The following is a 24,898-nucleotide window of genomic DNA, read 5'->3' as shown; positions in this document are numbered from 1 at the left end:
CAAATTAGCCTTACAAGATAGGTAACGATTAGATGCTTTTTTTGTTTGCCCTGCGTAGCGGACAATTGTCCGCTACGCTGTTTTTAAGGCTGTCGAGACATAAATTTATCTTGTATTAAGATTAAATGCTTTTAGCTTTTTGCTCGCACAGTAAATAAGGTATCTAAATCTCGTAATAAATAAAGTGCAAAACAAGCTGCCCACATAGGCCATGCTGCAAAAAACAACATATTGTCAAAAGGTTCTAAGTATCTTGGGAATGAAAATAAAGTTGAGGCACCATGTAATATAAAGATAAGGCCATAACTAATTCGTTTTTTAAACCCTGCCAAAAATAAAGTTTAAAAGCCAGCCATTTATAAAAGATTATAAAATCAGTTGGTTAGTGATTTTTCCCCTTTGTATGCATTGTTTTATTAATGAAGTTTTTAATCTTGGCAGTCATTTAGCGGATGTGTTTGATATATTGTATCAGTTAGCTGCTGACGGGTGAAATTCAGCCGTATTGGAATAGATTTTAGTATTATTGGTAAATTTCAGGCACAAGCATGTCGGCAATTAAATTGCGTGTTAAAATAAGGGCTTTGGTTTTATTTGAATTTAGGTCTGCAGCCGCTGCTTTGTTTTGGTGATGCCTTTGACGCGTTTGAGTTGATGGGCTTTAGCATAGTGTTGTAATTGAACCGCCTGACCAATGGAATGGCTAAAATTTGTTTCAATGGAACTGGCAAATTCAAGCCAAGATTCATCTGTTAAGCCTAATCGTTGGACAATGGAAGGGATATTAGATTGAATAAATCCACGTTTATCTTGGCGGATTTGACGGCTAGTCCAATCGACTAATTGGACATAATCAATTAACGAAAATGGAATATGACTGGCATCCCGTTTAAAATTGGGTGCTAGTTCTTGATTTGATTTAACAAAGGGTAATAACTCAGCGTTACGAACTGGATTTAACGGATGGGTTACTTTTGAATTGGATTGTTTTGAATCGACTTGAGTCTGCTTTGCTTGTGTCGTTTCTTGCTCAATGTTAGGTATAGCAGGGGCTATTCCTAATCGTTCCTGAATAGAGGTAAAATCAGAGGTTTCCGGTGTATCTGCCATTTTGGCACAAATGGGGTTTAAATCGACATAAGTCATAAAAGCTAAAACAGCAATTCCCAATTAATGTCGTTAACGGCGATTTAAGTGTAATGAAAAAAATCATTACACTCTTTCATATTCTGATGTGTCATTTGTTCAGCTTGAATCGTCACTTTACTAAAGCTAAATTGGGCTGTTAATAGCTTGCGGTATTTATAAAATGTGGAGGTCGCTAAGTTGGCAAAAACCTTGAATATTTAGACCAGACGTAGGTTGTTGGCGAATTAAACTCAGCCATTGTTGTGCTCGATTGGTTTGCATGACTTACACCTGTTATTGAAAAGAAGTGAGCTTAGCGAAAATACAATGAATGTTTAGGTGTGCTTTAGCCGACGGTTAACATGCCACCAACCAATAATGTTTAATTAGATTTTTTTTGGATACAGAATATAGAAGTATAGTGTGTGTATACTTCTATATTTTTTAGTCGGATTATAGCAATGTTAGTTCATCATTGAATAAAGATTTTTAATTAATAACAATTTAAAAGCCAGCAATCTATAAAAGAGCATAAAAATAGTTGGCTAGTGATTTTTTGTCTTTGGGTTCGTTGTTTTTATTAATGAAATTTTTAAACTTGGCAGTCATTTAACTAATGTGTCTGATATCTTGTATCAGTTAGCGGCTAACGGGTGAAATTCAGTCGTATTGGAATAGATTCAAGTATTGTTGGTAAATTTCAGGCACAAGTATTTCGGCAATTAAATTGCACATTAAATAAGGGCTGTGGGTTTTTAAACTGCTTCTGGGTTTAGCCATAACAACACTCTAAACAACTGTTTATTTAATCACGCGTGGTTGGGTATACAGTTTTGATGAGAACATTTTGTCAAATCTAAAACTAAAAAAATGTTAATTTATTTTAAGCTACTGTAAGTTATAGTTTTTAGGTGTGCCTGTCTTATGGGTTTTGTTCACTGGCCCTCTTAACAATCGCAGGCACGGCGACGGATTTTTCGTTGCGGCTGCGCTTTCACTATAAAGCCGCGCGTGCTGCGGGTTAGGTATACATAGAAGTTTGGAGTCTGATGCCAATATCGAAGAAAAAATTTAAGAGCATATTCGAGTATACTTTTTTAGGAATCATATTTCTTATTTGTGCTTTAGCGCTCAATGAAAACTTGGTGCAACCCTTAGTTAAACAAGTAATAGTATCTGTAATCTTTATTGCATGGGTTTCGATGTTTACTTTTGGTTTTGTTTTCAAAGAATCATATATTTTAAAGGCTGCTAAATTAAGCAAACCAACATTGTTCTATATTGAGCAATTAGCGTATTTTGTATTGTTAATTATTAACAGTATTGTTATTTATGAAGCAGTGTATACCTAATAAATAAGGATATGTTGCGCAAAGCCGCAACTTAATCCTATTGTTGGACCGTTTCTCTGCGTCCTGCAGTCAAGGCATTAGTGCATCCTTGCACGTCACAAGCCCGGTGTTGAGTTCTGCTTATATAAGGAATAAACAGGTGTGTCGTCATGGCAGACTTTTTTCAAGGCGAGTGAAGCTAGACCGTTGTCGGCCGTGATTTTTAGCGCGTTGTTTTCATGTTAGTTTTTGTTTCTCCTGTCAGTTTGTTTAATGCTTTAGGTGAGCCATCATCCATGCAGCCGTAAACACTTCCTTGTTTTAACTCGTCACAACATTTGATCATTACAGTTAACTGAGGATAATAAAAACTAAGCTTGTCTGTTCACTAGCGCTAATCACAAGTGTTCTATTGGCTCAAGGCTGTACTACCTCGCCACTTAACGAAGACACAGTTAGCCCAAAACAGCCAATTAAAAATGTGTTGTTTATCGCTCTTGATGATTTACGTCCTGAACTAAATTCATTCGGCGCGACCCATATTCATTCGCCTAATATTGATGCACTAGCAGAAAATAGCCGGATCTTTTTAAATCATTTTGTGAATGCGCCCAGTTGTGGCCCTTCTCGGTATTCGTTATTAACGGGTCGTTATGGGCCAACCAGTAATAATGCCATGAAAGGCCGCGCTGAAGCATTGAAAAAGCGCACAGGTGAGATCCCCGCGAGTATGCCTGCATGGTTTAAATCGCAAGGCTACACCACGATTGCAGTCGGTAAAGTTTCTCATTACCCAGGCGGAAATATGGGTGAAAATTGGGACGACCCTTCTCAGCCAGAGCTACCTGACGGCTGGAGCAAAAGCCTGATGCCAGTGGCTGAGTGGGAAACCCCCAAAGGCGCTATGCATGGCTTAGCACACGGTGAAATTCGCAAAAAAGCCTCAGATATGGATGTGTTTCAAGCCGCAGAAGATGATGACAATATATATCCTGATGGCTTAATTACTGATGAGGCTATCCAACAATTACAGCAACTGACAAATCAACCCGAAAAGCCTTTCTTTCTAGCTGTAGGGTTAATTAAACCTCATTTGCCCTTTGGCGCTCCTAAAAAATACCTCGACTTATATGAGGGAGTAGCGTTTCCAGAAAATCCATATCCGAATAAACCCAAGGGGCCTTCTACGTGGTTTAACTCTAATGAATTCATGAAATATAACCGCTGGGGCAAAAACCCGCTCACCGACGAAGCCTTTGCCCAATCTGTTCGTCGCCATTACGCCGCCTGTGTGAGTTACGCTGATGCCCAAGTCGGTAAAATTTTACAAGCGCTTAAAGATTCTGGCGCAGATAAGAATACAGTTGTTGTCTTGTGGGGGGATCATGGTTGGAATTTAGGTGAGCATGGCATGTGGGGTAAACATAATTTGTATGAACAAGCATTACGCTCACCGTTATTAATTTCCTATCCTGATATGCCCAATCCCGGTGAAGGTTCTCAGGCAGTCGTTGAAACCGCTGATATTTTCCCAACATTAACAAAGTTAATCGGTTTACCAATGCCAGAGCAGCCTCATGGTAAGTCACTTATTAAGCAGGTTAATGACCCAGATGCACAAGGCCATGCTGCTTATGCCTATTGGCGGCACAATCATACGATACGCATGGGTAACTTTCGCTTAATTCACATGGGTAAAAAAGGCTTTGCTTTATATGATCTTGCAAGCCAAGAAAAAGAAACTAAAAATGTGGCAGATCAGCACCCCGAGCTCGTTAAAAAAATGATGAAAGCTATGAGCGCTAAAATGCAGCAAAGAGACAAGTTTTGATGAACTTGTCGATCTCCATGTAAGCGACCTTTACCGCATGTAACACCTATATCGGTGTGGGTTTGCTTCATGGTTGTTGTCAGCACCGCCTGCGCCTCACCTATTTTTTCTGCCAACCGTAGCAATTGATTGGCCCAATTTCCATGCCCCCCAAAAGGCACCAACGGTGCCAGTGATCTGTAAACGACTTTCATTAAGCATTAGGGCCATTTAATTTGCCATATAAGAAGTTCTCAAATTTTTTCTCATTTAGCTTCTGTATCTAATCTGACACGACGGCTTGATATAATGGGTCAGATGTCGTACGCATTTTTTCTGAAATAATTTGGTCAAATTTTGTCACGATACTCTGTTGCTGTTCAGATAACTTTGAGTTTATTAAATTGGTTGTTTCTTCAGGATCATTTATCAAGTCATAAAACTCATCACGGCCTGGGTTTTTAAAGTCGCGTAGTAATTTATATTGACCATCACTATACATTCTCATGCCAGTGATCGATTGATGTTGAGTGGTATAAGCTGCGTAATAATCGCTTGATAAGACGATATTTTCATCTTGCAAAGCTGTAAAAAAGCTTTTTCCTCTAATGATATTCGAGGCGCTGGGTTTTGCATTGGCCACATGCATCAATGTTGGAAACCAATCCAAATTTGAAATACTGGTCAGGTTTTGTGTGTTGGCTTTAATTACATTTGGCCAACGGATAAGCGTGGGTACTTTAAGGCTTGGATTATATAAATTAGGGCGTTGTCCTGATGGGATCTGCTCTGTACTGGCGGGTGGGTTATTAACAAGCCAAAACCCGTTACCTTTATGCCAAATACCATTAAAAGCAATATTGTAACCATGATCAGAGGTAAATATCACCATGGTATTATCAGTTAATTTTAGATTATCTAAAAGATTCATTACGCGTCCCACATTGCGATCAATACCACGGACACTAGATAGGTACTCACGCATAAATTGCTTTGCACGTGCGGTATTTAAATCTGGGTAGGCAGGGTGGGGTAGCTCCATTTCCATATTAAGATAAGGAGCTTCATCTTCTGGTGCTACGGGTAAAAATTTATAATGTGGTGCTCGATAATGCAGTGATAAAGCAAAACGTGAATTTTTATGTTTTTCGATAAAAGCAAGCGCATGGTCAGTTAAAATATCTGTGGTTAAACCTTGTGTTTTTTGTGCTTGACCATTGATCTCTAACACGGGGTTATCTGGCGAAGTGCCGCCGCCAACAAAGCCAACAAATTCGTCGTAGCCATGCTGTGTTGGATGATGCTTTGGCTGGTAGCCTAGGTGCCATTTCCCAATCAGCCCTGTTTTATAGCCCTTTTGTTGCAGTATCTCAGGCCAAGTTTCGTATTTTTGTTCTAAACCTAAATCAGGTTGATGTCCAGTTAATGTTTTAGCTTTAGTATTGATCCAATCATCTAAACCTAATTCGTATCCGTATTGAGAGGTCAATAAGCCAGCTCGTGAAGGTGTACAAACTGGTGTAGTGGCGTACGCATTGGGGAAATACATACCTTGATTTGCAAGCTTGTCTAAGTTAGGTGTTAACGCTTGTTTATTGCCTGAGCGTCCCAACGCCCATGGTGCCTGATCGTCAGTGTAAATAAACAAGATGTTGGGTGGCGTTAAGGTTTCGACATCTTGGGTAGCTGCTTGTTTGGACAGCGTTTGATTGCAGCCTGCCAACGCTAGAATAAGACTTGTCAGTATAATTTTTAGCAATAGAAAAAGTGAGTTATTAATCTGTGTTGCTGAAAAATTAGATCCGGTAATGAATCGTATTCTGCTAATTTTCATTTTGACCTCTTGGCTCAAGTTATAAACAAAGATAAACACGCCTTCGCCTAGATTAAATCTATTATCAAATTTTAACTATAAAATTAGTTTAACCTATATTTAAACTAAAACTGACACATTATTAATCTTTTTTGTTTTTTTTGACTTAACTGTCGCGTTGTTGATTATATTTGATTATTATAATCGCATTGAAAGGTCGAGAGTTATAAAAATGAAATATTTAAAGTTTTTTAGCCGTTGGTTTGTAGGCGTACTGCTATTTGTTACTTATGGTGCTTTGGCTCAGGTCGCTACAATTTCTCAAAATTACTTTGTATCACAAATAAAAGTGACTGACAGCGCTATGTTCTTCGATGGCAATAAAGTTACTGGAAAACACACTGAGAACAATCCCAACGGGTTTGATTATATATTTGGCGATGCCTTATCTCCACACGGTGATTGTATTAAAGTTTATAAAAACTTTGTCTTTATGACTTGGTATCACGGTGGAAAAGATGATCGCCGAGTCATGTTGTCAAGGTTAAACACCAAAACAGGGATGCTTAAAACGATTGCTTTTCCACACCGACATACCGGCTTTAAAGGAAAATGGTGGCTAGGCGAAAGCCATAACACCATTGCAGTTGGCATTAGTCCTAAAAATGACTCAATCCACCTGTTATACGATATGCATAGAAATGGTCGAGTAAACGCCTTTGCCGATGATTATTTGCGGTATTCATACACATTGGACGGGGCTGCCACTGTGCCTGATGAGCAATTTAATTTAAGCCTATTTGTTAATTCTAAAGCTGGACATTATAAGCACCTAGCTTTTCCTGGCATCAATGATATTGAAACGACTAAATTATTGACTTACCCAGCCTTTTTTACAGGCGATAACGGTGACTTATTTATGAAGATGCGCTTTGGATTTTCAGCCAATGGAAAAATGTTGTTCGCGCGCTTTGATGGTAAACAATGGCATGGTTATACCGATTTTAATCGCGTATTGGCATCAGAGCATGGAAGCAAGTACAACTGGGGTTTGTATGGCGATTTTAAATATGTAGGCGGAAAATTTCGCGTAGCTTTCCAGCGTCGTTCAAAAAATAAAACCGATAAATATCTTTATCAAAACGGTATTTATTATGCTTACTCTGATGATCCTATAGGCGTAAGCAATTGGCAAAATGCGTATGGAGAGCCTATTGCCTTACCTCTGGCTAAATCGGAATTAATTAAAATAGCTGAGCCAGGTGATTGGGCTAAAACGACTAAGAAAGATCAAGTATCTATTGTGCATGGATTTGACTTTACGGTAACAGATGATGGGGATGAGCACTTTGTTAGTCAAGTAAAGGATTTAGAATTTGATCAAGTCATTAATTTGCACACCTTTCGCAAATCAGGTAGCAAAGAATTCACTACAGTTAAATACGAAACAGGCAGTCAACTTTATACTGCCGGCAATTATGTTTATTTAATTGGTTTAAATAACGGGCGGGTCAATATTGCAAGGACCAAAGGAGGCGAGAGCAACTTTAAAGTCGTCTATCAGCATAAACAAGGCCCTCAATTTGATAAAGGTGTTTTATACGTAGCGGATGGCAAGGTTTATTATTATTTAAAAAAAGCAGATGGCGAAGGCGATAAACGTACTTTGTATTTGCAAGTGTTTAATTTGAAAAGTTAGGTATTGGAGAAAGATAAAAAATGAAAAAATTTAAACCTTTCGGCAGATTGGTTATTGCCGGGGTCTTGTTAGCTGGTATGTCATCCTGCGGCTTGGCACCTAAGGCTCAAACTCACAGCAGCGGAAATGAACTGCCAGAGGCATCGTCAGTGATGGCGTTAATGGAAAAATCAGCCAATTGGCAGATAGCGCGAACTCAACATATGCCACATGTCGGTCGTGCTCAAAAAGGTTCGGAATCTTATGGCCGCTGGATCCAAGGTGCATTTTACGTGGGTTTAACCGAATTAGCAGAGCGATCACCCAATCCATTTTATGAGACCTGGATGGGTTATGTTGGCAATGCACATAACTGGAAACTGGGTAAGGTTAAATACTTTGCTGATGATCATGTTATTGGTCAGATGAACCTCTGGTATTACAACAGACACAAAAATAAGGCTGCATTAACGCCGGTAAAAGAAACTTTCGACTGGTTAATTGAGCAGAACCCGACAAACAGCTTAGAGTTTATCGCAGGCCGAAATAAAGACAGAGTGCATAATTGCCAATGGCGCTGGTGTTGGGCTGACGCATTATTTATGGGACCGCCTACGTTTTTTACTTTATCTGAAATAACAGGTGACGAAAAATATACTGAATATGCGCATAAAGAATTTCAGGCCACAGTCGATTTTTTAAGAGATCCTAAAACTGGATTAATGTTCCGAGATTCAAGATACTTTGATAAAAAAGGCAAATATGGCGAGCAAATATTCTGGTCCCGTGGTATGGGTTGGGTTTACGCTGGCGTTGTTAACTCTATTGAAGCATTGCCAAAAAATCATAGATACCGCCCTTATTATGAAGATTTGTATCTTCAATTAACGGCGGCAATCGTTAAGCATCAAAAACAAGATGGCTCTTGGCCTATGTCTTTATTGGCTGGTGAAAAAGATAACTATCCTGAATCGAGCGGTACTGCTTTTTACAACTATGGCTTAACTTGGGGCGTTAACAACGGACTGTTAGATAAAAATCAATATTTGCCTCACATTTTGAAATCATGGGATATATTGTCTTCGTCCGTTCATCCTGATGGAAAGTTTGGTTGGGTACAAGGTGTAAATGATAAACCTGATGTGGTTGCGTATGAAGATTCGCAATTGTACGGCGTAGGCGCGTTTTTACTGGCTGGCTCCCAAATGTATGACTTGGTAAAAAGAGAAGCTAACTAAGGCTGTTGATCTTTGTTTAAAAAATAATCGGCATAGCAAGGTGGTATAATGGTTTCGCCAAAAATCAAAAATACCACCGAGAACGGATGTTGCTATGCCGAGAACCAAACAACCGTGTTGTTTGCCCGTTTAACAAATGATTTATTCACACAAACTAGGTGTGTATGAATACTAAATCGTTATGAGCATATGGAATTGAAATTATGAATATCGTTAAAGTTACAAACAAAATCGCATTAGTTTCGGTTGTTGGGCTAATGTACTGGTTTTTCATTTTTGTTTGCTCTACAGTTTTTGGGTTTAAGGTATTTCGGGAAAATATGACCGAAATGTTTTTGCTAAGTATATTGGGTATCTTTGCAGTTTTGTCGGGCTCAATTATATTGAATATTATGTTCAATCTTACTGCGATTGCTGAAGGTAATAGAAATGTCGAGGCAAGGAAATCAAATACCACTCGTCCGGTCTTTATTTTTACAAGTTCATTACTGGTTATATTTTTGGGGCTATATTTGGGGGATATGGCCACTACAAAAAAGAAACTTATCTTGTTTCCTCTGCTGCTGATTTGGTTACAGAGCAAAGTGATGTTATGTCGAGACTATCTAATTACTCATTTACAAGAGAGTATCTCGAGAATACCTCACAAGATATTAAAATTTTAAGTAAGGTAGAGGAAAAATTTCCTTCTATTACTGTAATCGTTAGAGATGATATCAATGACAAGTCGTATTTATTGGGCTTTGGCGGATACATGTACCTTAATGATGACAAAGAACCTCAAAAAGCGAACTACATATTAAGCACGTCCAGTGAAGAACGGAAATACTTGAACTCCGTTTTTAGCGCAGAGAATAAAAAGCATTGGTTCTCGTCCAGCGATGGTCGGTATGAAATGTATTTTCCGGTAAAAACAGAGAGCGGAGTAATTGTATTGCATCTGTCTCAACGCAGCCGCTACGGGAAGATAGGCTCATAATAAATGAATGCGAAGCTTTACGGGAGTAAGTTTAAAAGCCAGCCATCTATAAAAGATTATAAAATCATTTGGTTAGTGATTTTTCCCCCTTGTATGCATTGTTTTATTAATGAAGTTTTTAAACTTGGCGGTCATTTAACTAATGTGTCTGATATCTTGTATCAGTTGGCTGCTGACGGGTGAAATTCAGCCGTATTAGAACAGGTTTAAGTATTGCTGGTAAATTTTAGGTACAAGCATTTCGGCAATCAAACTGTGCGTTAAATAAAAGAGGTGGGGGTAATCATTAACTGACAAATTTCGTCATTAAAAGCAATGGTTTATTTATTGTTATCCACGTTTATAAATTAAATGTGATTTGAGTTGATTGTTTGTGTTTGATAATGATTTTAAATGTTGGCATAATGTATTAATAATTGTCTTCGTTTTGGGTTTTTGTTAACTGGGTTTCAGACCTGTTAATAGTGGCTTAAGACAAATCTATTTCAAACGAGGTATAAACGTGAACAACATTACAAGCTGCATACCAGTTGGCGACGACAAGTCAGCAACTGGCAATTGTCGTAGTCGTATGAAAGGTGTTGATTTAATACTAAAATCTTTAGTTAAAACTTCTTCTAAACTATTAACCGCTGCCTTATTGCTGACAACCGCAAATGTAAATGCTGATGTGACGTTAGAGAGTGATACTAAAATAGCGGACAATGGCCTTTATTTTGATGGTAGTAATGTTGGTTACAATGTGCCAAACAATGGTACTGACGTCTATGATTTTCATTTTGGCAGAAGTATTTCTGCCCATGGTGATGCGGTTAAAACTTACAAACATTATGTCTTTATGACTTGGTATCGTGGTGGTAAAGACGATCGCCACGTGATGTTAACACGGCTTAATACCCTCACTGGTAAAACGGTTGATATTGAGTTTCCGCACCAACACACTGGTTTTAGAGGTGATTGGTGGATTGGTGAATCACACAATACCATCGGTTTAGCGGTGAGTCCGATTAATGGCACCATTCATATGGTCTTCGACATGCACGCCTATGACGATAATAACTATGACGGTAAATTCAAAGATGATTTTTTCCGTTATTCTTATTCCGTGCCTGGGGCGGCTGAACTACCTGACGCTGATTTTACCTTAGACAAGTTTGTGAAAGATACCAGTGAAGTTAGCCAAGGTGATGATGATTATAAACATTTGACGATGACAGGCGATATTGCGGATAAAGGTAATTTTGCGCGTTTAACGTACCCCAAATTTTTTGAAACAACAGATGGTACGCTTTTGTTGTATATGCGTTTAGGGGGTAATAATAACGGGGCTTATATCTTTAACCGTTATGATGCAGAAAATCAAAAGTGGTCTAAATTCACGCCATTTAACCACAAAGATCAAAAAACGCACGGCAACCCCTACAACTGGGGCTTATACGGTAATATGAAATACCTAAATGGTAAGCTTCGTGTTGGTTTTCAGCAACGTAGTAATGACAACGATGATAAATATAAATACCAAAATGGTGTTTATTATGCTTATTCGGATCATCCTCAAGGCGATGGAGATTGGAAAAACCATAAAGGTGAACCCATGACGTATCCGCTGGTTAACTCAGATGAAATTAAAGTATTTGAGCCCGGTGATTATATAACGCACGAGCAACCAAACTCAGTTTATATTGTTAAAGATTTTGATTGGACGGTCACTGCGCGTGGTGATATTCATATCATTAGTCTTGTACAAACGAATAACAATTCATCTGAAGCTGACAAGTACGGTTTTGCTGATGTGCCAAAAGAAAAGGTCTATATCCACTCATATAAACCTGCTGGAGCCGAAGAGTTTATTATAGACACAGACTTTGTTGGGGCTACTTCAATTTATACTGCGGGTGATAATATTTACATTATTGGGCTTAATAACGGCCGACCGTATGTTGAAATGGCTGCAGGTGGTACTAGTATTTTTACTCGAGTTTATGAAGCAACAGATGGGCCGACATTTGCCCACGGCACTATCTACATTCATGATGGTAAAGTTTATTATTATTTGCAGGAAAGAGGTTCAGGCAATTCACTGCCGTTACATCTACAGATTATTGATTTGGATATTCCTACCGTATCCGTTAATTTTGATCAGCCTGAATTAACCTTAATTAAAGATTATTCATCAGTATTAATTTCTGCCACGCCATCCATTAAAGATCCTGCGCGTTCGATTGCTTCTGTCTCTTTATATGTAGATGATGAGCTGGTGTCCACACTTAACGCGGCACCGTTTACTTGGACAGAAAGCGAAACAAAATTACAAAATTTAGCCTTAGGTTCTTATACGGTTAAAGCACTAGTAACTGATGATACAGGCGCCACTTCTGAAACTTTTATGACTCTAAATGTGGTTGAAGGCACACCAACAGTCGAGTTTGTTAAATCAGATATCACAGTGGTTAAAGATTACACAAACCTTGAAATCAATGTTGATGCGAGCACGCCTGATAGCGCACGTACCATTGACTCGGTTAGTTTATATTTAGATGATACGCTTATTTCAACGCTCGATACGGCACCGTACAAATGGTCAAATACCGAGGCTAGCCTAAAGGGCTTAGCAATTGGCGACTATGTATTAAAAGCCGTTGTGGATGACAGTAAAGGTGAAACAGCAGAAACCACATCGAATTTAAGTGTAGTGGATCCAACGCCGAGCGCATCATTTTCGCAAGAGACTTACACAGTTTCACAAGGGTATAGCAGCTTCTCTTTGAGCGTTGATGCATCAACCCCAGTTGAAACCCGCACTATTGCCGACGTCGCACTGTACATTGATGGTAATCTCATTCGAAAAGAATCGGTTGCGCCATACGAGTGGGGCCATAATGATGATTTTAAAGAAGAGTTACTTAACTTCCCTGTCGGTACTCATGTTTTAAAAGCGATTGTGACCGATAGTGAAGGCCTTACGTTAGAAGTGACTGCCGATTTAATTGTAGAAGAAACAGTCGTCGCGCCAGAGGTTAATTTTAGTGAAAGTTCACTAAGCGTTGAGCAGGGGTATAACGAATTAACGATTGATGTAACTGCGTCTACCTCAATGAGTACACGCACAATCAAGCAAGTTACTTTGTTTGTGAATGGTGTTCAAATCTCGGCATTAACATCTGCTCCTTACCAATGGACTGCAAGTGAAACTCAACTGGCTGATTTGCCAGTCGGCACTCATGTTTTAAAAGCAGTGGCAACGGATAGCCAAGATTTACAGTCAGAAACAACTATGCAGATTGTGGTAACTGCAAAAGAAACACAGCCAGACGATAATGACCCTGAAGACGATAACGATGAGCAAGATCAGACATCAGGTTCAAGTTCAGGTGGTGGCAGCACTACATCATTATTTGCAGCATTGATTGTTTTGTTAGCGATACGCAGAAGATATTTTAATTAATATCTGTACGAGGCAATAGAACATCATGTTTGGTGTTCTATTGCTGATTGCCTGTACTTTCACCTTAAAAACTTCCACCTTAAAAAGCTTTCATCAAATTACTTGTACTTTATTTCAGTGAGTTACGGAGTTTTTATAGTACAAGCGATGTGATGATTTGAACAGCAGCAAGCTATTCACATGACTTGCTATAATCTGAAATGATAAAGGGAAAACTCTAAATGAAATTATTCTTGATTTGGCCACTTTTTTTGATATTAGCAGCCTGTGTTACAGCTTCTAATAATGAAGCCGACAAGGTTGTTATTGTTACAGAGCTTACCCAATCATGTAAATATATTCGGATGCAAAACTGTGAAAGTCGCCGTGAAAATGGTGAAAGGCACTGTAATCGGCGGTTAAAAGAGCTGGCAGCAGAAGCAGGTGCAGATACGGTTTTAGTTGATGAGGTGATAGATTACTCTCAAATAATACAGTTGGATAACAATGCTTTTGGAGATAAGAGAACGGTTATTGAAACCCGTCTGTATCAGTGCAACCTAAGCCAAGAAAAGTAACCTTTTTTCAAATCTAATTAAGCTAATCTCTTAGCTAATTTCTTATCCCGAGTTTAGACTAAATCATCTGCTTGTTGGCCTGCATCCATATTAACGAATGACAAACCTCGTTAATAAAATATTCCTGTAATGGCAGATTTAATCCTGATACGGGGGCGCCTACATCTGCTCTTACAATACAAAAATATGGTAACCCAATAATCCATTCAAGAAATGAAATCCTTCAAAGTCAGTCTATATTAATGGCTGACTTTGAAGCTGTTTTGCTATTTATAGGTTTATAAATCTTTTGATTTCACTTCAATTTGATGCTCTCCCGCCTCAACTAAAATAACCACATGTTGTTGATTACGCTCGATAATCTCAAATCTATCCGATGTTAGTCGTTGCTGATTAATATAAACTGCCTTGTTTAAATGGGGTATCTCTATTTGCGCTTGGGTATTGCTAGGGATGCTGATATTCATAATTAATCCAGAGTTTGTTTTTTCCCAATGTGATTTTATGGTGCCATAAACGGATTGGAACTCTCCTTGTGCAAACTGTAAATGCTCAGTAATTAACGGCGCGATACGTATTTTTTTATACCCAGCAGTGAGCGGACTGATCCCAACAACGCGATCATAAATCCATTCGCCAATGGCGCCATAGGCATAGTGATTTAAAGAACCTTGTTTGTCTGCGAAACCATTGTTATGGGTGTAACCATCCCAACGTTCCCAAACTGTCGTTGCCCCTTGGGTAACTGAATATAACCAAGATGGATAGGTTTTTTTAAATAATAAATCAAAGGCCAAATCGGTGCGGCCCACTTTTTCCAGCACTGGCGCAATCAGTGGCGTGCCTAAAAATCCGGTTCTAAGGTGGTTATTTGCATCTTCAAAGGTGGCTAATAAATGCGGGACTGCTTTTTTTGTGGTAGCTGCATCTAGCAAATCAAAACCTATTGCTAGTAAATAAGCAGTTTGAGTTTGTTTGCCCACTTGCAAACGGCCACCTTGATCAAAAAAGTGTTGCTGAAATCTTGTTTTGATTTCGGCTAATAATGTGCTGTATTTTTTAACATCGTCGATTTTGCCTAATACTTTGGCGCTGTTTAAGGTAAATTCGACCGAACGGGCATAAAAAGCGGTTGAGATTAAGCTATGATCCGTTTCGCCTCGTCTTGAATCTTCACGCTGTGAATAAGGTTGTAGCCAGTCGCCGACTGTCCACATTTCACTAATACCGTTATTGAGCTGAGTTTGATGATATTTGATCCAGCGGGTCATCATTTCATAGTTTTCAGCCAAAATGTTTTTATCACCGGTGCGCCAATAAACATCCCAAGGAATAGTGACTGCTGCATCAGACCAACCCGCTTGAGCGATTTCGCCCACTTCATTTGGAACAACCACAGGTATACTGTTATCTTCAAATTGCTCTTCTCGGATAGATTGCATCCAAGCCGACCAAAAGGCATGGCTGTCAGCAATATACAAAGACGTATTGGCAAAAGCTAAGGCGTCACCTGTCCAACCTAAACGCTCTGAACGTTGCGGACAATCGGTTGGTATATCTAAAAAGTTACCTTTTAAGCCCCATTCAATATTTGATTGCAGTTGATTTAACAGTGGATCTGAGCTTTCAAATTTACCTGTCATTTTAAAGTCAGTATATTGCACTACACCCGTTACCCAATCTAGCTTTGGTTTAAATTCAGTGTCGTAACCACTGATTTCAACATAGCGGAAACCATGAAAGGTGAACTGTGGCTGCCATTCAACTATTCCGTCTTGTTTGGCGGTATAAAAATCCAGTTGCTTAGCACTGCCTAGGTTTTTGGTATAAAGCGAACCGTCTTGATTTACCCCTTCGGCAAAGCGCAATTTAAGGGTTTGGCCTTGTTTCATTGGCACTTTTATTTTAGGTACGCCAACCATATTCTGGCCTAAATCAAAGATGGTTTTACGATTAACTTTATTAACCGAAAGGGCAGGTAATAGTTGTTTATTTTTAGAGGTAAAATGGCGTTTGGGTTGCAGTAACACATCCGCTTCAATGTTTGATGTTTTTACCCCAGACCAATCAGAGCTATCAAACCCTGTTTGCGCCCAGCCTGGTAATTCAACGTTAGCATTATAACGTTCGCCATCATATAAACCCGAGGTGCGCACAGGGCCATTTTGAGTGGCTTGCCAGTTTTGATCCGTTACAATTTGTTGTTGACTGCCATCGGCATATTCAATTTCTAATTGAGCCAGTACTTTTGGCGTTAGCTTTAATTTTTTATGCCAATGGCGTTTAGGCCCAAATCGGCCGGCATACCAACCTTCCGCCAGTTGAATTCCTATTGCGTTAAGCCCTTGGGTAATTTGCGGGGTCACATCATAGGTGAGGGTTTCAATTCGTTTTTTATAGGGCGTGTAGCCCGGCGTTAATATATCGTTTCCAATTCGTTTGCCATTAATAAAAGCTTCAAATACGCCTTTGGCCGTAATATATAAACGCGCACTTTTTATGGTTTTATTGGCGTTAAACTCAGTTCGTAAATGCTGTGGTATATGAATAGGCGTTTTATATTGATTTAATTGAATCGGTTTTTTGCTATCAATTTCAATCCATTTTGCTGACCAATCATGATTGTTTAATAAACCAAGCTCAAACTGAGCCGGTTCGCTCCAGTTTGATACCTGTTGGTTTTGATCCCAAAATCGAACCTGCCAATACACTTTTTGTCTTGAGTCCAGTGCTTTACCCTGATATTCAATAAAAGTTGTTTGTTCGCTCTGTACCACCCCAGAGTCCCACAAATCGGCTGATTGGCTTAACAGTTCAGGTTTTGATACCACTTTTATTTGGTAGCGGCTTTGTGCTTTTACGCTGCTACTTGCTGGCAATTGCCATGAAAAATTGGGCTTTGCATCGTAAAATCCAAGCGGATTGCTAAAGCCTTCGTTAATTTTTAATGATTGTGGTTGGGCAATCCGGTTACTGTCGTTATCGTTTAGGCTGCAGCCGGCGACTGAGGTCAATATTAACAGCAGCAGGCCATTAATATAACAGGGCATTTTGTTAAATAAACTTTGGATACTCATAAGGTTACTCTTTATGTTTTAGTTTGATTTAGCAGGCAAAATGATGCCGTTAATTTGGTAAACACCGGGTGGTTGCTGAGCTAAAATGTGCTGATTCGATTCAGTTAATTTTACGCCATTAATTGTTAAGTCAGTCACCTGTGGTAACTTAAAATTACCGCGGCTGTTTTTTGGAATGCTGACTTGCATATCAAGTTGATCTTGCTCGATTTTCCAGCTCACTTTTACTTCACCTTGAGGTGTTTTGTAACTGCCCGATGCATGTTTTAACCGATGATTAAATTGCGGTGCAATATTAATCTCTTTAAAACCTGCACTGGCGGGTTGAATGCCTAAAATGCCTTCATAAAACCATTTAGCTACAGCGCCATAGGCGTAATGGTTAAGCGAGTTCATGGACTCTTTACTAAAACCTTCTGCAAGTGAGTATGAATTCCATCGCTCCCACGTGGTGGTGGCGCCATTATTGATAGAATAAAACCATGAGGGATAGGTTTCTTTAAACAATACATCAAACATCAAATCGCTTCGGCCGATTTTTTGTAGTACCGGGGCCAATAAAGGCGTGCCTAAAAAGCCTGTACCTAAATGTTTATCGCTGGCTTTAATGGTTTTTACTAAATGTTGCTGTGCATTAATCCGGTCTTGACCCTCAAATAACTCAAATGCCAGTGGTAACAGATAACTGGTTTGTGTTGAGGCACTTTTTACCTTGGTATTTTCATCGTAAAACTTATTGCGAAAGGCCTGTTTTACTTTATTTAATGTCTGGGTATAGGCTGAAGCGTCATTTTCATAACCGAGTACTTTGGCGATTTTTACGGCGTAATCTAATGAGCGTGCATAATAAGCCGTGGATATTAAATACTGTGGCGTTTGACCTTTTTTGGCGTAGGGTTGTAACCAATCTTTAAAACCACGTAGGCTCGAAATATAGTTTTCTGACCTAGAGTTGTGAAAATCGAGCCAGCCTTTGATCATGTCATAGTTGTCTCGTAAAAATTGTTTATCGCCATTTAATAAATAAAGCTCCCAAGGGATGATTACGGCAACATCTCCCCAGCCAGCAGAAGCTAATTTACCAAAACCATGGCCTTTATTTGGTACAAAGTTTGGTACACCGCCGTCTGGGTTTTGCGCTTCTCTGACCGATTGCATCCATGCGGCCCAAAAGCCATACACATCAGCCATGTACATTGAAGGTGCGGCAAAAACTTGAGCGTCACCAGTCCAACCTAAACGCTCATCTCGTTGTGGGCAATCGGTTGGAATATCTAAAAAGTTACCGCGGAGGCCCCAAACCACATTTTTAGAGAGTTTATTCAGCTTAGCATGAGCGCTTTTAAAATTGGCATTTACAATAAAGTTTGAATGTAATACTCGACCCTTCACCCAACTTAACTCAGGTGTTTTAGATTGATCAAAGCCTGAGATTTCGACATATCGATAACCATGAAAGGTAAAAGTAGGAATATAATTGATTTGGCCTGATTTAGCGGGCGTATAGTAGTCTGTTGCTTTTGCGGTACGTAAATTTTTAGTATAAAAGGTATTTTTATGTAGAGCTTCAGCAAAACGAAAGGTCATTTTTTGATTAGCAATACCAGGCAATGATAATTCAGGCACGCCCAGCATGTTTTGCCCCATATCAAACACCACCACTCCGGGTTTTGGATTAGCTACCTCAACAATTTCTTGTGCTGGTATGGTTAATTTTATCGCTGCCGCTTGGTGGCGTTTAGGCGCTAGCGCAACGTGTGGTTCGATGTTTTCGGTGATAACTGTATTCCAGTCATTAGCGTTAAAATCAACCGTATTCCACCCCGACATTTCGTAATTAGCGTCATAAGTTTCGCCATCACAATTACCCGCCGAGCGAATAGGGCCGTTAAGTGTCACTTGCCAGTTTTGAGCTGTTGTTACTATTTGCGATGTGCCATCGCTATAGGTAATTTCAAGCTGTGCTAATAAGGCTGAAGGTTCGACTTTTAATGCTCTTAACTTTAAGTAACGTCCGGTATGCCAGCCCTCGGCTACGGTGGCCGCGAGTACATTTGTACCTAAATTAACCAGCGAAGTAACATCATAGGTTAAGGTTTCAATCCGCTGTTTATATGGTGTCCAACCTGGGGTCATCACATCTTCTGAAACTTTTTGACCATTCACATAAGCGTTAAAAATACCTTTTGAGGTAATGTATAAACGTACTTGTTTGATGCTAGGTTTAATTTCTGTCTTTTCTAAGTTGGTATTGTCGTGGGTTGTAAAAGACCGTCTTAAATATTGTGGACGATAAACTTTGTTTGTTACTGTTTTAACTTCTTTCGTTTTATTATCGGATACATCAAATGTGACCGTATCACCTGTTTCTGGATGACGGATCCACTTGCCTTGCCAGTCGTGATTAGACAATAACCCTAATTCAATAGTCGCTGGTTTGCTCCAATTAGAAACCTGATTGTCTTCATCCCAAATACGAACGCGCCAGTAGACTTTTTGACTTGATGACAGTGGTTTACCTTGATATTTTATCCAAGCGTTAGCTGATGATTGTTGTTTTAAACTATCCCATAAATCAGCATCTGCAATCTTTGAGACAGACGATGCCATTTGAATTTGAAATGCTTGTTGAAATTTATAACTTGCCGTTGGGTCAATTTGCCAAGAAAAACGAGGTATTGATTCATAATAACCAATAGGATCCACAAAACCTTCACCCACTTTAAGTGTGATAGGGGCAGTAGCAGCTTGAGAATTGCCTGAGCTGTTATTGTATATGCCGCTAAATGAACATGCACTTATCACTAAAAAAGGCATAGCAACCCAAGTGGTTTTAATTTTAAAAATGTATTAAATATTAAGGTGTTCATCATGATTAACCTATTTATTTTATTGTGCCGTAAGAAAAACTGGGAACAGCTAAGCGGCTCCCATAACAGGCACTCACTTTGATACCGTGCCAGCCTGATATGCCTATTTCATTGAAGCGCCAGTCACCAAAACAATGATGTCTTCAGGTACTGCTGAGCGGCCAACATAAATCCCCCAACGAAAACCAATTTCTTTAGTACGTTGCCACTGACCTGTGCCAACTGATTGGCCGTCGATGAACATTTCATAATTTAAGCCATCATCTAATACCTTCATATCAAAGGGGCGGCCAATGGCATTTTTTGATATCAATTGTCGTTTCGATAAATCTTCGCGAGGATAAAACCATAATGCACCGTCACTATCGACTCGTAACATCACCGACCAATGATCAACGTTATTGCCTTTCGCTTGGAAAATTGAACAATAGTGGGGGGCGACACAACCGCCTGACTTTAATACGGTAAAACGTGCGCCAAATTCACGTACTACACCGAGCTGAGGTAACCAGCGTTGACTCGGGATAAAAGTTTCTACCCTAGCGGCATTTTTTCGTTTATTTGAGGTATTAACTTCGTCTTTAAATAATCGAAATATTTGGGTATTGCCGTCTTCCTGATACCAACGAGACCACTTGGCAAAGTCTTTACTATCCAGTGCCGGATGCCCTAAGGTATGCAAACGCATATCCCTTTTCACTGCATCGATCGGGGTATTGGCATATGGGCCAGTTTCAATAAGTTGATTATTAATATCAACCTCCGCGCCCAAAGAACCGTGCCTTGTATGGGTGCCAAGCGGTTTTAGGTCGTCGGTTTGCAATAATTGTTGCCATGATTGATCAATACCTTGCTGTTGATATAAAGATTCAAACGAATAAGGCTGGCTTTTAATTATATCGTCATCGTTAACACTTTCTGGTGCTAATGAAGTAGAGCAGGAGGCCATGAAAATACAACTTAAGAGTAATATCGCTGTGGCTGCTGTTTTATTGAGGTAATGCATTAGGATTATTTTCCTGAAAAAGTAGATGTTAATGGGTTCACTAGTTTTTGATGGTGAAAAACAGGATAACCAACAGCGTCACTTGCGCCAAAATAGTGGTTATCCTGCTTATTTTAGGTGGCTATAGCTTCACCTGACGAATCGCTTTAAGTTGCACCGGTCCGATTAACCCCGAACGCTGTAGTGCGGCGTTTTTCTTGATGGTTCCCTCAAAGGTAATGTCGGTTTTGAAGCTTTTAGCTTTGTTGCTTTCTGGGAATTGCTCCGGATATTTTAAATCACCAATAATACGGTTTAACCAAGTAGTCGCCACATCAATGGTTAGGGTGTTGATACCGGCTTTTACTGCGTCATTAATGTTAACGGTCAGAGGCCGGCTCCATAAATCCCCTAAATCTTTACCGTTAATATTCACACGCGCTATGACGCCAACTTCGCCTAAATCCAGTTGCAGTTGTTGATTATCCCGTAACATTTCTGGGCTTAAATTAAAGCTTGTTTGATACTGAATGCTGCCCGAATAATGCTGCAAAGCGACCGGTTTTAGCTCAGTTAATGAGGTTAACTTGTCTAAGGTTAAACTGCTTGGTACATCACGGTTTTCTTGAAAGGTTAGCTGCCAAGGTTGGTCTAACGTTATCACTTCAGGCAAATCGGCAACTGATACTGTTTGCTCGCTGCCATCCTGATTGATGATTTGGTAAGCCCCGTTTTTGCTCACTTCAATAATACGGTTGCCTTGCTTATCAAATTGACTTGCTAACAAAACAGCTTTACCGTCGTGGTTTACTTGGTGAATATTTTGTTTGCCAAGGGTGTGACTTTGAGCGGATGGTTGTTTTTCAAACACGATAAAACGTGATTCCAGTTCATTTAGCTGCATTGGTATCTCAATACGGCCATTAGCCTTTTTAAACTGAGCAATGTCTGAAATATCACCGGTCACAGCATTAAAATACTGAGGCTGACCTTGGTGAGCTGTCGTGCGGAAACTTGGGTTAATGCTGAGCACCTGTTCTGATTGGTTGGCAATAAAATAAATATCGTGCGTATCGCTACTGCGATGGCTCCATATGACCTTTTTTGGTAAACCACTTAAATCAGCTGGTGTGTTTAATTGATCTAAAATTACGCCTAAATCGATCGTTTCAGCGTTAGCACCTTTGACATCTTGAGCTTGCTGGTAAAAGACAGAACCTTTGCCGTATCGAGCTTGCGTTGTCTGTTTACCGTCTATGTTTTGCCATAAAGTGTTAGCTAATTCCTGCACACGTTTATCACTTTGTGGGTAGTTCTCTAAACTTGGTGAACGCTTAGGCTTAGGGCCATAAACTGCGCCGCCTTGTTCTACCAATTGCGCAATTTTTGCCAGCACAGCAGGGCGCATCGTTTCTAAATTAGGTAAAACTAACAGTTTAAAACGCATGCCATCCGGAAGTTGGTAATAACCATCGGCGAAGCTTAAACGCTCTAATATGACTTCGGCATTTATAAAGTCATACGAATAACCTGCAGGCAAGGCAGGGTTTATTTCACCTGTCATTTTTGGCGCATCTTCACCAATAAAATACATAATATCAGCGACATACTTGCCTTGCTGCATCATATAATTGGCGCGTTTGATGTAATTTAACCAGCTGCCCATATAATCAAACCAGGTATTGTTGCGGTTAAACTCAGAGCCAAACCAGGCATTTACGCCCGGAAAACGTTCGTCGTACGCTTGATGGATATAAACGTGTAAAAGGGTGTGGTTTACGCCTTCAACAAACGACCAATCACCGCGTTTTTTAAAATTCCACGGATGATTTTTAAAGCTGGTATCACGGCCTGACGTAAAAGATTCTGACATCACGGTTTTTTGGCCATAAATATGAGCCGCTGATGAGGCGGCTTTTAATTCTATTGCGCCTAAATCACCACTTGCCCAAAACTCGCCGCTGACAATATCAGCTTGTCCACCGTATTGTAAAAACTCAGCGGGGAAACCCCAATGACCATAATTTTCTAACCAAAGTTTTAAACCATTTTCATTGGCTCTTTCTCTAAGGCCTGCGGTATATTCATAGGCAACGTTGTCGGCGACTAAACGTCGTATGTCCCATAAAAAACGCTCACTGTGTTCCACGCTATTAACTACACGGCCGCTGTAAACCGGTAAATAGGGAATTGGATCGTAACCATAGCGCTGCTTAAATTTTTCAGCAAAACCGTCGGTCCAGTTTTGAGCACCTTTTTCGTAACTATCGACCACGGCATATTTTAATGCGGTGCGATCTTCAGCTGGCATGGAGGATAAAAATTTACCTATGTAGGCATCGAAGTGATATTGGGCAATTTTTTTACTTTGTTTATCAATTTCTGGCCCTTGAGCCGGTTTGCTTGATGGGCTATTTTTGGTGCCGGTAGGGCGCATAAAATAACGAACAATGGTCCAGTCACCTTTAGGAACTTGCCAATTCAGCTCACCGTTTTTGGAAAATTCAGTAATATCAACTACTTCAGAGCCTTGAACTAATAATTGTGGATGATCAATCGGCGTTGATAATGGCCATTGGTAAGTATCAAATTTTGGCATGGGATTGGGAAATACTTTTGCCAATTTCTTTTCTTGATAACGTTCAAGTTTGTAAGCTGTAGATAATGAGATTTCTTTAAAACCAATTGGCTCATCTTTGTTTTTTTTACGCCCCAGATGAAAACCATTAAAGGTTAAACGAAAGTGGCTAGACTCGATAGCAGGAAAAGTGACTACGATAGGCGCATCGTGATCTGGGCCTATGGCTGCCATATCCCGCGGACGTTGCATTTCAAATGTTCTTATCTCTTCAAATTGTCCGGCAGCGTTTTTAGCCGACAAAGTGACTTGAGTTCTAAAACTCTTGTGAGGGTAAAGCTCTAAGCTGCGGGCCTGAAACGTTTGACTTGGCTGAAAATCAACTTGTAACCGGCCACCTCTCGGCCCTTTGCCATTATGCTTTAAGACAGCATCAGGCAGGTGATAACTGGTTGATGTTTTATTATCAAATAAAGCAGTTAAATCCTGTTGAACTAACGCCTTTTGTGTAGCCGGGTTGCTTATTGTAATTTGGCTATTATTTGGCGTTAATCGATTTTTTTCATAAGTGGGCGTTTTAAACGCGACGATTTTCACATCCTGATAATATTCACCCGACATGCCTTTTGCGCCCGGCGCTGGCAAAGTCATTGAAAATTGTTGTGGGCCAGCAACCTGAAACTCCTGGTTGTCCAGATAACGCATTGATTTATCTAAGTCGACCCAAGGGCCACCCGACTGACTCCAACCGGGTGAATTAAATAAACCAATATCAATGTTGTAGCCTGCAGCCTTTTTGATGGCAAAACGTACGTGATCCCACCATGGGTCGGTTAAGGCTTTCACATCACCTTGTTCACCATTTAGGTGAACAATGCCGATTAACGCCGTATTAATGCCGGCTTTTTGCATTGCGGCTAAATCTTTTTCAATGCCAGTTTTAGAAATATGGTCGCTTATCCAATACCAATAAACCCAAGGTTTAACTTGCTCAGGCGGCGATTTAAAGTTTTGTTTAAGGATATCCGCCGGGGCTTGATAAAAAGCGTCATTGGCTTGTTGAACCGGTTTTGATTCAACCAATGTTTCTGTTGTTGGATCAGATTGTTGCACACCGGTATTGTTGCATGCACTAAGCAAACTTAAAGTGGTTACACTCAGGCTTATCCCTAACTTTTTTCTAAAAATAGTCGTCAGCGAGTTAGAATTGTTTTTCATTGATAGACCCATTAATTTTATTATGATTCAGGCTTAGCCTTTCAATCATGCCCCATTGTTATTAGCTGATGGTTTTATAAAGGTTGTTTTAAAGCTTTATGAAAAGGCCATATATAGTCAGCTTATGCATGGCCTTTTAATTTCCTTGAACCAGCTTTGAGTTTGAGAAAGCTTGATTCACTTAAATACCA

Annotated in this window: 11 protein-coding genes and 1 pseudogene; 5 read left to right on the top strand and 7 right to left on the bottom strand. The window is 39.7% G+C overall.

The window, feature by feature from the left end; genetic code table 11:
• Window positions 1-131: 131 nt before the first annotated feature.
• Both OLW01_RS15320 and OLW01_RS15315 read right to left on the bottom strand, forming a co-directional pair.
• Window positions 132-335: pseudogene (locus OLW01_RS15320) on the bottom strand (hypothetical protein); the annotation flags it as partial.
• A gap of 265 nt (window positions 336-600) precedes the next feature.
• Entirely contained in the window at window positions 601-1,110 is a 510-nt protein-coding gene (locus tag OLW01_RS15315) for a hypothetical protein (protein ID WP_268076394.1), read from the bottom strand.
• Window positions 1,111-2,871: 1,761 nt separating this feature from the next.
• Here OLW01_RS15315 and OLW01_RS15310 point away from each other — a divergent pair.
• The gene (locus tag OLW01_RS15310; protein WP_268076393.1) at window positions 2,872-4,290 is read left to right on the top strand and encodes a sulfatase; all 1,419 of its coding nucleotides are present in this window, start codon (window positions 2,872-2,874) and stop codon (window positions 4,288-4,290) included.
• A gap of 262 nt (window positions 4,291-4,552) precedes the next feature.
• Here OLW01_RS15310 and OLW01_RS15305 read toward each other — a convergent pair whose 3' ends face one another.
• Complete coding sequence (locus tag OLW01_RS15305) at window positions 4,553-6,103, bottom strand: sulfatase family protein (RefSeq protein WP_268076392.1); 1,551 nt, start codon at window positions 6,101-6,103, stop codon at window positions 4,553-4,555.
• Between the two features lie 211 nt (window positions 6,104-6,314).
• Between OLW01_RS15305 and OLW01_RS15300 the strand changes: the two genes are divergently transcribed.
• From OLW01_RS15300 to OLW01_RS15285, 4 genes are all read left to right on the top strand, one after another.
• Window positions 6,315-7,781, top strand: coding sequence for a BNR-4 repeat-containing protein (locus tag OLW01_RS15300; protein WP_268076391.1), 1,467 nt, complete (start codon window positions 6,315-6,317; stop codon window positions 7,779-7,781).
• Between the two features lie 20 nt (window positions 7,782-7,801).
• Entirely contained in the window at window positions 7,802-8,998 is a 1,197-nt protein-coding gene (locus tag OLW01_RS15295) for a glycoside hydrolase family 88/105 protein (protein WP_268076390.1), read from the top strand.
• A 1,481-nt stretch (window positions 8,999-10,479) separates the two neighbouring features.
• On the top strand, window positions 10,480-13,422 hold the full coding sequence (locus OLW01_RS15290; RefSeq protein ID WP_268076388.1) for an Ig-like domain-containing protein: 2,943 nt from the start codon (window positions 10,480-10,482) through the stop codon (window positions 13,420-13,422).
• Window positions 13,423-13,643: 221 nt separating this feature from the next.
• Entirely contained in the window at window positions 13,644-13,979 is a 336-nt protein-coding gene (locus OLW01_RS15285) for a hypothetical protein (RefSeq protein ID WP_268076386.1), read from the top strand.
• Window positions 13,980-14,257: 278 nt separating this feature from the next.
• Here OLW01_RS15285 and OLW01_RS15280 read toward each other — a convergent pair whose 3' ends face one another.
• The 4 genes from OLW01_RS15280 to OLW01_RS15265 form a co-directional block, all read right to left on the bottom strand.
• Window positions 14,258-17,056, bottom strand: coding sequence for an alpha-L-rhamnosidase (locus OLW01_RS15280; protein WP_268076384.1), 2,799 nt, complete (start codon window positions 17,054-17,056; stop codon window positions 14,258-14,260).
• Window positions 17,057-17,074: 18 nt separating this feature from the next.
• The gene (locus OLW01_RS15275; RefSeq protein WP_268076382.1) at window positions 17,075-19,873 is read right to left on the bottom strand and encodes an alpha-L-rhamnosidase; all 2,799 of its coding nucleotides are present in this window, start codon (window positions 19,871-19,873) and stop codon (window positions 17,075-17,077) included.
• Between the two features lie 156 nt (window positions 19,874-20,029).
• Window positions 20,030-20,875 carry a hypothetical protein gene (locus OLW01_RS15270; RefSeq protein WP_268076381.1) on the bottom strand — a complete coding sequence of 282 codons (846 nt, stop codon included), beginning with the start codon at window positions 20,873-20,875 and terminating at the stop codon, window positions 20,030-20,032.
• A 178-nt stretch (window positions 20,876-21,053) separates the two neighbouring features.
• The gene (locus OLW01_RS15265; RefSeq protein ID WP_268076380.1) at window positions 21,054-24,707 is read right to left on the bottom strand and encodes a glycosyl hydrolase; all 3,654 of its coding nucleotides are present in this window, start codon (window positions 24,705-24,707) and stop codon (window positions 21,054-21,056) included.
• Window positions 24,708-24,898: the final 191 nt, after the last annotated feature.

Source organism: Catenovulum adriaticum (assembly GCF_026725475.1).
In the GTDB taxonomy this organism is placed as follows: Bacteria; Pseudomonadota; Gammaproteobacteria; order Enterobacterales; family Alteromonadaceae; genus Catenovulum; species Catenovulum adriaticum.
Note: the sequence above shows the minus strand (reverse complement) of the source record. Positions and strands in the feature narration are given on the sequence as shown.